Raw genomic sequence first — 12,883 nt, forward strand, 5'->3', positions numbered from 1 at the left:
CCTGACGCTTCTCGGCCGAGCTTCGCTTGGCCTTACACCACGAAGTGGTCGTGCTGTGTGTCGGTGTGTGCCGTGTCGAGCGGCGTCGTCGCGTCGGTCGGCGGGGCAGGGGAGTCGTGAGACTCCATCGGCGTGCCGGTGTGTGCCGCCATCGCCTGCGACAGTTCGTAGGCGTCGGCGGCGCTTGCGGTCGTCGTCTGCGGCGGTGGGTCGCCGACGATGATGCTGCCCTGGAAGCCGCTGCCGGCGGTGTCGGTCACGATCTCGAAGGAGAAGCTGAAGTCGATCTTGCCGTCCGTGTCGCCGTCGTAGCCGGTGATCGGGCCGAAGATGATGCACTGGTCGGTGAAGTACGCGACCGCCAATGCAGGGTCCGTCCAGGTCTGGGTCTCGATGATGTTGCCGTCGGCGGTGATGTTGAAGGTCATCGAGGTGAAGTCGCTGCCGAAGTCGTTGCCGCCGTAGAAACCCATCACCAGGTTGCCGGTTTCCGGCAGCGCCGAGAGTTCGACCGTGAAGCCGACCGACGTGGTCGCCGTCTGCGTGCCGATGGAGCCGTCGGTGTGCTGGCCGAACATGTCCATGATGGCGAAGTAGGAGGTCGCCGCGGCGAAGCCCGTGCCGATGGTGGGATTGTCGGCCATGACGACGTCAACCGCCGCGTTGCCCGGTGCGGCGTTGACGAACGCGCCGGCGTTGAGGTTGTCGATCACCGGCGCGGCGTCGGATGCGTCGTAGGCCGCGAGCGCGAGCGTGTCGTGCACGCCACTGCCAGAGCTGACGGCGGAGGTCGACGCTTCGACGATGAAGCTGTCGACACCGACGAGCCCGTCGATGCCGATATGCGTGCTCGCCTCCGATTCGGCGGTCGAGCCGTTGGCATGGGCGTCCGCTTGCGCGCTGAGGCCGCCCTCGGCATGGGCGTAGGCGTCGGCCGATCCCGACGTGTCGGATCCCACGCCGCCGGTGGCGGACGCGGAAGCGGAGGCATTGCCCGCGTGGGCGATCACCGTCGTCGATGCCTGCGCCGAGCCGCCCACGCTGCCGGCGCCGCCGGTGGCTTCGGTGCTCACCTCGACGCTGGTGGCCGCGTTGGCCTGGAAAGTGGCGAAGGCCCCCGCATGGCCACCGCCGGCGCCGCCCGTCGCGTCGGCGCCGCCGTGGCCGCCGGTTGCTTCCACCGAGGCATCGATGGCGGCGCTGCGCTGGTTGACCGCGAGGTCGCTGGCGTCGAAGTCGAACGTCGAGGTCGCATTGCCGCCCGAGCCGGCATGGCCGTCGCTGTCGGCATCGCCACCGTTTCCGCCAAAGACCATCTGCTCGAGGTCGATGTTGCCGCCGTTGGTGTAGGCGATCACCGAGGACGCCGAAGAGCTGGTGCTGGTGAAGGAGATCGTGGCGCCGGTGCCGCCGTTGGCGCCATCGTAGCCATCGCCGCCATCGCCGCCGGTAAGGGTGCCGCTTGCCGAGGCCTCTGCGCCGACAGCTCCGCTGGCATTCACCTGGACGAATGAGAGGAGCGCCTGGCCGCCGTTTCCGGCCGAGCGGCCCGCGCCGGAGGCATCGCCGCCGCGCCCGCCGGTGGCCATGGCCGCCGCTCCGGCGGAGGTCAGGCTGCCTGCGGTGGCCTGCGCCGTCGCGCTGCCGCCCGCGCCGCCGTCGGCTGCGCCGAGGCCCGCGCCACCTTGTCCGCCCGTCGCGGTGGCGATGGCCGTCGCGGTGGCGAACGAGCCGGCATTCGCCACGGCACCCGAACTTCCGCCCATGCCGCCGCCACTCGTGCTGTCGCCGCCCGCGCCGCCGGTGGCCGTGGCCGTCGCCGTGGCCTCGGTCAGGCCGGTTGCCGATGCGGTCGCGGTGCCATCGCCGCCCACGCTGCCTTCGCGGCCCGCGCCGCCGGTGGCGGTGGCACGACCGTTGGCCGGACCGCCATCGCTTGTCGCCGTCGTCTCGGCCGTCGCATCGCCACCCACGAAGCCCGCGCCGCCGGTGGCGGCGGTGCCGAGATCGATGCTCGTGTCTACGTCGGAGTAGAAGTACGCCCAGGCGTCGGCACTGCCGCCCTGGGCGCCACCGGTCGCGTCGAGGCCGCCGGCACCGCCGGTCGCCTCCACCGAGGCAACGATGATCGCATCGCGCAGGTCGTACGGGTTGTCGGGGGCGTTGAAGAGGAAGTTCGACGTCGCCTCGCCGCCCAGACCGGCTGCGCCGCCGCCGGTGGCATCGCCGCCGTTACCGCCGAAGACGTACTGGTACATGTTGGCCGTGCCGCCATCGGTCGTGGCGATCACGATCGGCGTCGTGCCGGTGCTGGTGTCGATGATGCTGTCGGCGCCGTTGCCGGCATTGGCGCCGCCGGTGCCGTTGCCGCCGCGACCGCCGGTCTGCGAGGCGGTCGCCGTCGCCGTGCCGCCGGCCTCCAGGCTGGCGTCGGCGTAGGACGCCATGACGTTGGCCACGCCGCCGTTTCCGGCGGTGCGCCCGGCGCCGGCCGCATCGCCGCCGCGTCCGCCGGTGGTGACGGCCGTTCCGTTCGCGACGGTGGTGCTGAGCGACGACGCAACGGCAAGCGCCTTGCCGCCGGTGCCGCCCTCAGCACTGCCGCCCAGTCCGGCGCCGCCCTGGCCACCCACGGCGATGGCGGTGGCGGTCGCGTCGCTGGTTGCCGAGCTGGTGCTCGATTGGACGCCCGCCTGTCCACCGATTCCGGCAAGCCCGACACCGGCATTGTCGCCGCCCATGCCGCCGGTCGCGGTGGCCGTCCCGTCCACATCGCCATCGTCGATCAACGTTATGACGGCGGTTGCTGCGCCGCCGGTCCGCGCGTTGACGCTGCCGCCCAGCGTGTCGCCGCCGTTGCCGCCGATCGCGGTCGCGGAACCGGTGAGGAAGGCGGTGACGGGATCGACGCAGCCGCAGTTGTTCACCGTGAGGATCGACTGGGCCTCGCCGCCCGTGCCGCCCTTGACGTCGAGCGAGGAGCCGCCGTTGCCGCCGATCGCGGTCTGCATCAGCGTCACCTCGCCATGGTCGCTGACGCCGGACACCGCGTTGGCGATCTTGGACGATGCGCCGTTGCCGCCGCGTATGTTGCTGGCCGTGCCATTGCCACCGTCGCCACCGGTCTGCGTCGCAATGGCGCTCACGGCCGCGCCGGCTCCGGCGCGCGCCGACGCGGTCGCGTCGACCGAACCGCCGTTGCCCGCGACGGTGCCCGCACTGGAATCGCCGCCCGTGCCGCCTGTTGCGACGGCTTCTGCTCTGACCGCGACGCCGGCGCCAGAGGACTCGATGGTGGCATCCGCATCCGCGTCGCCGCCTTTCTTGCCGCTGACCCCACTGCTGGCGCCGCTGTCGCCGCCGATCGCGGTGGCGGTCGAAGAGCCGAACGAGCTTATGGTCAGCGCGCTCGACGCGAGCGCCATGCCGCCTGTCCCGCCGCTTGCCCCGTCGCCGCCATCGCCGCCGGTGGCATTGACGCGGGTGAAATTCATGATGCTGGAAGAATCCGTTGAGGTGAGCTGCGAGGAGGCAGCACCTCCGCGTCCGCCCGACGCGTCCGCCGATGCACCGCCCGCGCCGCCTTGGGCCGACTGGGTCTGTGTCGCGATGCCGCCCGTGGAGATCGTCAGCGTGTCGCCGATATAGATCGAGCCGCCGGCGCCGCCGGACGCACCGCCGCTGCCGGCGCCGCCTTGGCCGCCGGTCGCTTGGACTGTGGCGGTCGCATCGCCGTCACCCGACGCTGTGGCTTCCGCCACAAGGCGATCCACCGCGCCGCCCGCGCCGCCCGACTTGCCCGCGCCGTAGCCCTCGCCACCCTCACCGCCGGTCGCCCGGGCGACGGCGTTGGCGAGACCGTCGCCGCTCTGGGCAGTGGCGGTGGAGAGATCCGCCTTGCCGCCCGCGCCGCCGTTGGCACTGGCGCCGGACGTGGCAAAGACCGAGCCGCCCTTGCCGCCGGTCGCGATGCTGGTGGCGGCGGACTCGTCGCCGTTGGAAAGGGTGCTCGCGCTCGCGCCGCCGCCGGTGCCGCCCGTGCCGGACATGACGCTGAGGCCGCCGGCGCCGCCGATGGCGGTCGCGTTGGCGTTCGCGTTCGACGCACCTCGCGCCGTGCCGTCCGCCGTCGCACTGCCGCCCGCGCCGGCCGCCTGGCTAATGTTGTAGCTCATCGAGCCGCCGGCGCCGCCCGTGGCGTTCGTGTTCACGGTGGCCAACAGGGCGGTGTGTCCGCCCGCGGTCGCGTCGTAGTCGACCTGGGAATAGGCCGTGCCCGCGGTGCCCACCTTGCCGCCGCCGTAGCTGGCGCCGCCGGCGCCGCCGATCGCGCCCTGGGTGAGGGTGATCGAGGCGCCTTCGCTGTAGCCGGTGACGAGATTGGTGGCACTGACCGACGCGCCCTTGCCGCCGGTCGCGCCATCCTGGGCTCCGCCGCCCGCGCCGCCCGTGAGCTTGACCTCGACGGACAGGTTGGCGCCGACATCGGCGATGCCATTCGCGGTGGCCTGCACCGTGCCGCCCGCGCCGCCCGTCACGCCGACGCCGGTCGCACTGCCGCCGTTGCCGCCAGCGGCCTCTGCCTTGGTGGAAGAGGTGCTGTCCGCGGTCAGCGCCGTCAGGTTCGTCTGCGCGACACCCTTGCCGCCGCCGCCGCCATTGCCGCTCTCGGCATTGCCGCCGTTGCCGCCGATGCCTGCCGCCACGGCGGAGGTGTTGCCTTCGGCCGCAAGCTGGATGGTCGAGGTGCCGGTCGCGGCGGTGCGCCCGCCGCCGCCGCCGCCCGCGATGCTGCCGCCGCCGTTTCCACCGATCGCGACGCTGGTCAGGCTGCTGGATGGGATGCCGAACAAGTTGGCGCTGTAGGTCGCGGTCGCGGTGCCGCCGCGGCCCGCCAGTCCGCCGAGTTCGACATTGCCGCCAGTGCCGCCGGTGGCGACCTGCGACCATTCCAGGCGACCGAAGCCGCTGGCCGTTGCCGCGTTGTTCAGCGTGCTGTTGCCGCCCGCGCCGCCGTCGGCTTCGCTGAAACCGTCGCCGCCCAGGCCACCCACCTGGGTTACCGTCGCCCTCGAGATGCCGGAGCTGAGGTCGACGGTTGCAGCCGTCGCCGCGTTGTCCAGGATGCGGCCGGAGCCGCCATGCTTGCCCGCGCCGAAGCCCGCGCCGCCGCCGCCGCCCGTCGCGTTCGCCGTCGCAATGACGAGCGTATTGCCCGTCGCCGACGCCGCGGCGCTGGCCGCACCGCCGCCGCCACCCGAGCCGAGCGTTCCCGTCGAGAGCATGCTGCCGCCGTCGCCGCCGCTCGCGTTGGCGGTCGAGGAGGTGGTGGTGGCCACGGTGGTGTGGAGCGCGCTTGTGGCCGCGCCGCTGGCGCCGCCGCGCAGATGGCCGGTCAGCTCCGCCGAGCCGGCGTTGCCGCCGTCGGCCTGCGACGTGATCGACACCGACAAAGCGGTCGCGTCCGTCACGGTCAGCGTCGCGTTGGCCGCGCCGCCGTTGCCGCCATAGCCGGTCGTCATGGCGTCGCCGCCATCGCCGCCGATCGCCGTCTGGTTGAGCGAGAGCGAGGCCCCGACGGCGACGCCGCTCACCGCGTTGCTCATCGTGCTCGCGGCGCCGTCGCCGGCGTTGGCGCCAGCGTTGCCCTGGCCGCCATTGCCGCCCGTTTGCGTGGCGCTCGCGCTGGCGACCATGGTGGCGTTGGCGAACGTGGTCGCCGTCGCTGTGGCCGTGCCGCCGATGCCGCCCGTGAAGCCCGCGCCGTTGGCGCTGCCGCCGTTGCCGCCTGTCGCGGTCGCGGACGCATCGATGTCGATGCCGGTCGCCGTTCCGCCACCGGTGGCCGTCGCGGTGGCCGTCGCCGCCGCGCCGCTGCCGCCGTTGCCGGCATTGCCGTTGCCGCCGTTGCCGCCCGTCGCCTGGGAATCGGCGCTCAGTTCGCCGTAGCCCGAGACCGTGACGGTGGCCGTCGCGGTGGCGCCGGTGCGTCCGGCCAGGGCGGCATCGCCACCCTTGCCGCCGATGGCGATCGACGTGGCGAAGAGCTGGCTGGCGAAGGCGCTGCCGGTGTCGGCGACGGTGAGGGACGAGGTGCCGGTGCCGCCATTGCCGCCGAGGCCGCCGCCGAGCGCCGCACCGCCGGCGCCGCCGGTCGCGGTCTGGATCAGGGTCAGCATGCCGCCGTCGGTCGAACCCGTCACCGCATTGGTGAGCGTGCTGTAGCCACCCTTGCCGCCGGTGCCACTGCCGGTCGCATCGCCGCCGTTGCCGCCGGTCTGGTCGACGGTGGCCGTCGCACTGTCGCCCGCGCCGGCATACGCCGCGGCCGACGAGTCGATGGCGATGCCGCCCGCGCCGGCGATGTCGCCGCTGCCGCCGTGGCCGCTGGCGGACGTGCTCGAGGCGTAGGCGTTGCCCTCGATGTTGGTGACCGACGAATTCGCGCGCGCGCGGCCGCCCGCGCCGCCGATCGCGCCGGCACCGCCCGAGGCGGCGACGCCGGCACTGCCGCCGTTGCCGCCGGTCGCTGCGGCGCTGGCATAGCTCCAGTCGTCGCTGTTGCTGGCCGTCGTCGTGGCCGTGGCGCGTCCGTAGCCACCGGCGCCACCGGCACCGGCATTGCCGGTCGGTTCGCCGCCCGTGCCGCCGTTGCCGCCGTTGCCGCCGACGCCCGTCGCGTCGTTCGTGATGTCGGCCGCCGTCGCCGCCGTCGCGTTGCCGCTCCCGCCGGCGCCGCCATTGGTGCCGTTGCCGCTGGGCGGCTGGTCGTCGAGGCCGTTGGTGCCAGGCGTTCCGTTGATGGTGACGGTCGACATGAAGATTCCCCCGACGCTTGCGACGCCAGCCTGACTGGCGTCCAGCGCCAGGAGGGGGCCGGCAGGTCACACCTAGATACCTTTAATAGTGCCGAGCCGCCGGGAGCAGTTCTAGTGTTCGTCGCATTACATACGTAGATTTTCCGCCTGCGTTTCGAGGGGCGGCGAAAGGTCAGGCGGCAGAGTTTTGTATCAATCGTAAATGCCTTGCCTGCGAGCATGTTCTGGCATCAGCTTCACGTGATACTTTAAGAGCGACGGTTGCGAGGGCGTGACAGTGGCCAGAGCAGACAGGCAGCTTGCCGAGCTTGAGAAGAACCTGAGTAAGCTTCGCGAAGATCTCAACGATCTGTCGGGCGAGCTCAACGTCAATCCGAAGAACACCAGCCTCGTGATCCGAAGGGTCAACCTGATGGGCCGCATCGTGGCGGCGCAGACCGACGTCGAGCAGTTGCGCGGAACGCTGCGCCACGCCTGACCGGGTGGAACCTCCGACTCTTCCCTGCGTTCGTTCGCTCGCACACAACAGGGTTACTCCAATGGACGACAGTTCCCGCCAGCTTCTCTTCGCGACCTTCGCCTATCTCATGGTGATCGGCGGACTGATCGGCACATTGGGCGCGGCGTTCGGCGCCTAAGCCGTCGCTCTCTCACTCAGCGGTCACGCTGAGGTCGACCCAGAGGCCGCGATAGGCGTTGCTGGCGCCGATGAAATCGCCCGACACCGGCGTCACCTGCCAGATCTCGCGCGCCACCGCGACGGGGATCAGGTTGCGGCCGCCGACGCTGCGGTTGGTCGGATCGAAGGTGATCCAGCCGGCGCCCGGCACATAGACCTCCGCCCAGGCGTGCGTGGAGTCGGCCTCGTAATTTCCCGTCGCGCGATCGGGCCTGAAGAGATAGCCCGAGCACAGTCGCGCCCCGAAGCGCAGGCAGCGCGCCGCCTCGACGAACAGCACCGCGAGGTCGCGGCACGAACCCAGCCCGCGCGCGATCGTCTCGAGCGGCGCCTGCGTGCCCTCGCTCTCGCGGCTCTGGTAGCGGATCTGCTCGGCGACACCTGAACTCAGATCCTTCAGCAGCGACAGCGTGTCGGTCGGATCGCTGCGCACGAAACCCTTCGCCCACGCCAGCAGCTTGCGCTCGGGATCGGAATATTGCGGCACCACCAAAGCGCCGAGGTCGCTCCAGTCGGCAGCGGTGTAAGCGAACGGATAGGTCGTCGCGACGGCGGCGATGTCGAACACCGGCCACGGATCGACACCCAGCTTGAGCACGGCTTCGCTGTCGACCACGAGCCGGTCACTGAGGCCGTCGAAGGTGGCCGTTGCGACGGCGTTGCCGAACACGTCATGCGCCCAGGTGACGCTCGCCGCCGGAGTTACCACGACGTCGTGCGAGACCAGCCGCAGCTCGCGGCTTTCGCGCGGGCGCAGCATCAGCCGGTGCGGTCCGAGGCGCACGGGCGCGTGATAGAGATAGGTGGTGCGGTGGCGAATGCGGAGCGTGAGCAAGACGGGCTTCGTTACGCGATCGGGAAGGTGACCGTGAAGCAGGTGCCGCGGCCCGCCGGATTGGTCGTCGCCGAGAGCGCGCCGCCAAGCTGTTCGGCCAGCGTCTTCACCACCCTCATGCCGAGCCCCTTGCCGGTGGGTTCGGTCGCCGAGAAGCCCGGCGGCAGGCCGGGGCCTTCGTCGAGCACGCTCAGCCGATGGTGTGAGTCGCCGTCGCGCTCGAAGACGACGGTGATCGGGTCGCCAGCATGCTTGTTCGCGTTGGTGACGAGCTCGTTCACGATCAGGCCGATCGGCAGCACCTGCAGCTTGGGCACCTCGACCTCGTCGCGGCCTTCCAGGCGGATCTCGCTGCCGACGCTGCTCGACAGTTCCTCGCAGAGCGTCCGGAGATGGGCGAGGATCGGCACGCGATCGGTCGAGTCGGTGGTCGTGCCGACGACGGTGAAGGTGCGGTGCACGCGCGCCACCGCCAGCACGCGGTTTGCGGCCGCGCGCAGCTGCTGAGCCGTCTCGGGCAGCACGGCGGCGCCGCTTTGCAGCTGCAGGAGGCTCGCCACGAATTGCAGGCTGTTCATCGCGCGATGATCGACTTCGTTGCTGGCCATCTCGGCCAGCGCCAGTGCGCGACGGGCCGCCAGCCGCATCGCCAGCATGTCGGTCACCATGCCGCCCAGCGCGCGCAGCCGGTGCATCTGCTGGTCGTCGACGCGCCGCGACCGCCGGTCGATCACGCACAGCGTGCCGATCTCGTACCCATCGGGACTGTGCAGCGGCACGCCGGCATGGAAGCCGTTCCTGAACTCGCTGCGCAGCCAGGGCGTCATGACCGGCGCGGCCGGATCGGCGCCGCGGGCGGCCTGCGTCGTGTCGAGCCCGTGATGCGACTTGAAGAAGACGCGGTCGGTGCCGATGAAGCCCAGCAGGGCGATCGGCGCGTTGAAGATGTCGGCGGCCAGCGCGGTGATCCGGTCGAAGGCTTCCTCCGGCACCGTGTCGAGGATGCCGTAGCGTTCGGTCGCCGCGAGGCGCACGGCCTCGATGCCGGCGCGGTCGCGCGGTTCTGTCCCGGGATCGGTGGCGGAAGAGCCCGGCGTGGGCTGGACGAGATGCAGCATGGAATGCGCTCCCGCGCGGTATCGCGGGAAGGGGTGCCTCGTGGCGCGATACCGGAGCACCCTACGCGGCGCGGGGCCCTTGAGTCTGTGCAATTCGGGCGTTGCGGCGCTGGGCCTCACCGATTGCCGAGATATCGCTGGCTAATGGGCCGCTTCGTCACCATGTTGGGGCAACGCGCCGCTTCGCGGCCCGGCACGGTCCGCACGTCCGGACCAACACATTCAGAACACCTATCGGGGGCGAAACGCCATGGCCGCTAAGGAAGTCCGCTTCGGCGGCGACGCGCGCTCGCGCATGATGCGCGGGGTCGACATGCTGGCCGATTCCGTGAAGGTGACGCTGGGACCCAAGGGCCGCAACGTCGTGCTGGCCAAATCCTACGGTGCGCCGCGCATCACCAAGGACGGCGTCACCGTGGCGAAGGAGATCGATCTCTCCGACCGCTTCGAGAACATGGGCGCACAGCTCGTCCGCGAGGTCGCGACCCGCACTTCCGATGCCGCGGGCGACGGCACCACCACCGCCACCGTGCTCGCCCAGGCGATCACGCGCGAGGGCCTGAAGTCGGTCGCCGCCGGCATGAACCCGATGGACCTCAAGCGCGGCATCGACCTCGCGGCCGATTCGGTGATCGGGGAGCTGAAGCGGCGCGCCCGCAAGGTCTCGACCAGCGAGGAGATCGCCCAGGTCGGCACCGTGTCGGCGAACGGCGACAAGAGCATCGGCAAGATGATCGCCGAGGCCATGAAGAAGGTCGGCAACGAGGGCGTCATCACCATCGAGGAGGCGACCACGCTCGATTCCGAGCTGGAGGTCGTCGAGGGCATGCAGTTCGATCGCGGCTTCCTCTCGCCGTACTTCGTCACCAATGCCGCGAAGATGAGCTGCGAGCTCGAGAACCCCTACATCCTGATCCACGACAAGAAGCTCGCCGGTCTCTCGACCGTGCTGCCGCTGCTCGAGCTGGTGGCGCAGTCGGGCAAGCCGCTGCTGATCATCGCCGAGGATGTCGACGCCGAAGTGCTGGCCACGCTGGTGGTCAACAAGCTGCGCGGCGGCCTCAAGGTCGCGGCGGTCAAGGCGCCGGGCTTCGGCGACCGCCGCAAGGACATGATGGGCGACATCGCCATCCTGACGGCGGCGCAGGAGATCAGCGACGATCTCGGCTCCAAGCTCGAGGGCGTGACCCTGGAGATGCTGGGCACCGCCAAGCGTGTCGTCATCGACAAGGACAACACCACCATCATCGACGGCGCCGGCGACAAGAAGGCGATCGAGGCGCGCGTGAAGCAGATCCGCGCCCAGGTCGACACGGTCGAGTCCGACTACGACCGCGAGAAGCTGCAGGAGCGGCTGGCCAAGCTCGCGGGCGGCGTCGCCATCATCAAGGTCGGCGGTGGTTCGGAGTTCGCGGTCAAGGAGAAGAAGGACCGCGTCGAGGATGCGATGCACGCCACCAAGGCGGCGGTCGAGGAGGGCGTGGTCGCCGGTGGCGGCACGGCGTTGCTCTACGCGACGCGCGTGCTGAAGGACTGCCGCGGCGCCAACTCCGACCAGCAGGTCGGCATCGACATCGTGCGCCGCGCGCTGCAGGCGCCGGTGCGCCAGATCGCGAAGAACGCCGGCCACGACGGCGCGGTGGTGGCGGGCCGCCTGCTCGAACAGAAGGACGCCAATTTCGGCTTCGACGCGCAGAAGGGCGAATACGGCGACATGATCAAGGCGGGCATCATCGACCCGGTGAAGATCGTGCGCACCGCGTTACAGGGCGCCGCTTCCGTGGCGGGTCTGCTCGTGACCACCGAGGCGATGGTGGCCGAGATCCCCGGTGACGATGGCGGCGGCATGCCGGGTGGTGGCATGGGCGGAATGGGTGGCGGCGGCATGGGAGGCATGGGCTTCTAGCCCGACACGATGACCCTGCGACCGGAATATTCGCTCGGCCACTCGGCCTACAACGACTTCCTGTTCGGTGCGCTGGGTCAGGACGCGGCGGGCACGGAGATTACCGTGCTCTCCGCCCTGTCGCGACTCGGCATCGATCCGTGGCAGGAAGCCGAACGCCTCGCGGCGCTGCCGCGCGACGCAGCCGTGCAGGCGCTGGCCGGCACCATCGCGCGGCTGCCCGATCGTCCCTGGGCCGGAGCGGGTGCGGATGGTGAGGCGGTGAAGATCGCGGCGCGCCTGGTCGCGTTGCTGCCCGAGGGCGCGGTCGCTGCGATCCCGCAGACCGCCGAGGCGCGCGTCGCCTCGCTGGAAGCGGCGGTCAGGTCGGAACGGATGATGGGCGGGAAGGCAAAGGCACCGAGGAGAGACGCGCCCGTGGACGTCGCGCGAGCAATTGCCCCCAAACAGAAAGCGGGTCTCGCGACCTGGCTGATCTGGGGAGCGCTGGCGATCGCCTTCTATTTCCTGCTCGTGCAGCTCACGCCCGACCGCAATCTCGAATCCTCCGAGACCGAGGCCAGCCCGGAGCGCTCGTCGACCGTGCAGCCGTGACCGTTCCCCCCGAGCTTGCGTCGGGCCACGCGCGCTACACGTCCTTTCTCTTCACCGTCGTCGGCCACGAAACGCGCGACGCCCGCAACAGCGGCGAGGACATCACCATTCTCACGGCGCTGTCGCGCGTCGGCATCGATCCCTGGCAGGAGGCGGTGCGCCTCGCGGGACTGCCGCGCGTCGAGGCGGCCCGGTCGCTCGCCGCGACCTTCACCAAACTGCCCGACACGCGCTGGGCCGACGGCGATGCCGCCGGCACCGCGCACCGCATCGTCGATACCTTGCCGGCACCGCGCGATCGCGCGCCGGCACCGCTCGGCGGGTGGATCTTCCTGACCTGGCGGTTCTGGGCAGCCGTGGGCCTCGCGCTCGCGCTGGTCGCGCTGAACGCCTTCGCCGAAGGGCTGGGCCCGGCGAACTAGAGGCGCGCGCGCCGGTCGCGCCGCGCGCCCGTCAGACGGCGTCGATCATCCCTGCATGCTCTCGCACGAGATCGTTGCCCCGCTTCGTGCGGATCGGCAGGCGGGAAATGCCGTTCCGCTCGATCAGGCCGAGTTCGCGCAGCCTGATCTCGACTTCGATCGAGGGACGTCGTTGCGCGATGCTGCCGTCGATCGCCTGCAAGCCGGCGAATTCCTCGGGCCCGAGTTCAGGACGGTTCAATCGATTGTTCCTTTGCGGCTGTCTTTAAACGGGCGGCGTCCGCAGCAGCGCGTACGAGACGATCAGCACGGCGAGGAAGACCGGAAGAAGAAACGGGGGATCGTACCAATGGTTCATGCGTGCTCCTCCAAGAGGGCGGGAGCACATGCATCTCTCAGCCATCGCAAGCCATGGGTACGTGGGCGACGGTGACCCTGCATACACGCTGGTCCACACGATGTCGATGAAGCGTGCCTGCTTGTCTCGACGACCTCGTGTGAAGCGACTTGA

At 70.7% G+C, this 12,883-nt stretch carries 8 protein-coding genes; 4 read left to right on the top strand and 4 right to left on the bottom strand.

The genetic code is table 11. The annotated features are described in order from the left end of the window. Positions 1-32: 32 nt before the first annotated feature. Entirely contained in the window at positions 33-6,818 is a 6,786-nt protein-coding gene (locus tag AC1RP5_RS09755) for a beta strand repeat-containing protein (protein ID WP_493110442.1), read from the bottom strand. Between the two features lie 277 nt (positions 6,819-7,095). Between AC1RP5_RS09755 and AC1RP5_RS09760 the strand changes: the two genes are divergently transcribed. Then, positions 7,096-7,296: a hypothetical protein gene (locus AC1RP5_RS09760; protein ID WP_493110443.1), complete on the top strand. Its 201-nt coding sequence runs from the start codon at positions 7,096-7,098 to the stop codon at positions 7,294-7,296. A 172-nt stretch (positions 7,297-7,468) separates the two neighbouring features. On the opposite strand, the gene AC1RP5_RS09765 is transcribed toward AC1RP5_RS09760, so the two are convergent. Together AC1RP5_RS09765 and AC1RP5_RS09770 are read right to left on the bottom strand one after the other, a co-directional pair. Then, complete coding sequence (locus tag AC1RP5_RS09765; protein ID WP_493110444.1) at positions 7,469-8,332, bottom strand: transglutaminase family protein; 864 nt, start codon at positions 8,330-8,332, stop codon at positions 7,469-7,471. Positions 8,333-8,343: 11 nt separating this feature from the next. Continuing rightward, a complete protein-coding gene (locus AC1RP5_RS09770; RefSeq protein WP_493110445.1) occupies positions 8,344-9,450 on the bottom strand; it encodes a sensor histidine kinase in 1,107 nt (368 codons plus the stop codon). A 250-nt stretch (positions 9,451-9,700) separates the two neighbouring features. On the opposite strand from AC1RP5_RS09770, the gene groL reads away from it, so the two are divergent. The 3 genes from groL to AC1RP5_RS09785 are packed head-to-tail and all read left to right on the top strand — an operon-like array spanning position 9,701 to position 12,372. Beyond that, complete coding sequence (groL, locus tag AC1RP5_RS09775) at positions 9,701-11,356, top strand: chaperonin GroEL (RefSeq protein ID WP_493110446.1); 1,656 nt, start codon at positions 9,701-9,703, stop codon at positions 11,354-11,356. Between the two features lie 9 nt (positions 11,357-11,365). Continuing rightward, positions 11,366-11,950 carry a hypothetical protein gene (locus AC1RP5_RS09780; protein ID WP_493110447.1) on the top strand — a complete coding sequence of 195 codons (585 nt, stop codon included), beginning with the start codon at positions 11,366-11,368 and terminating at the stop codon, positions 11,948-11,950. Further along, entirely contained in the window at positions 11,947-12,372 is a 426-nt protein-coding gene (locus AC1RP5_RS09785; protein ID WP_493110448.1) for a hypothetical protein, read from the top strand. The genes AC1RP5_RS09780 and AC1RP5_RS09785 overlap by 4 nt, the downstream gene beginning before the upstream one ends. Before the next feature lie 31 nt (positions 12,373-12,403). Here AC1RP5_RS09785 and AC1RP5_RS09790 read toward each other — a convergent pair whose 3' ends face one another. Next, positions 12,404-12,613, bottom strand: coding sequence for a hypothetical protein (locus tag AC1RP5_RS09790; RefSeq protein ID WP_493110449.1), 210 nt, complete (start codon positions 12,611-12,613; stop codon positions 12,404-12,406). Positions 12,614-12,883: the final 270 nt, after the last annotated feature.

It is taken from the genome of Reyranella sp. GW821-FHT12G01 (assembly GCF_058806575.1).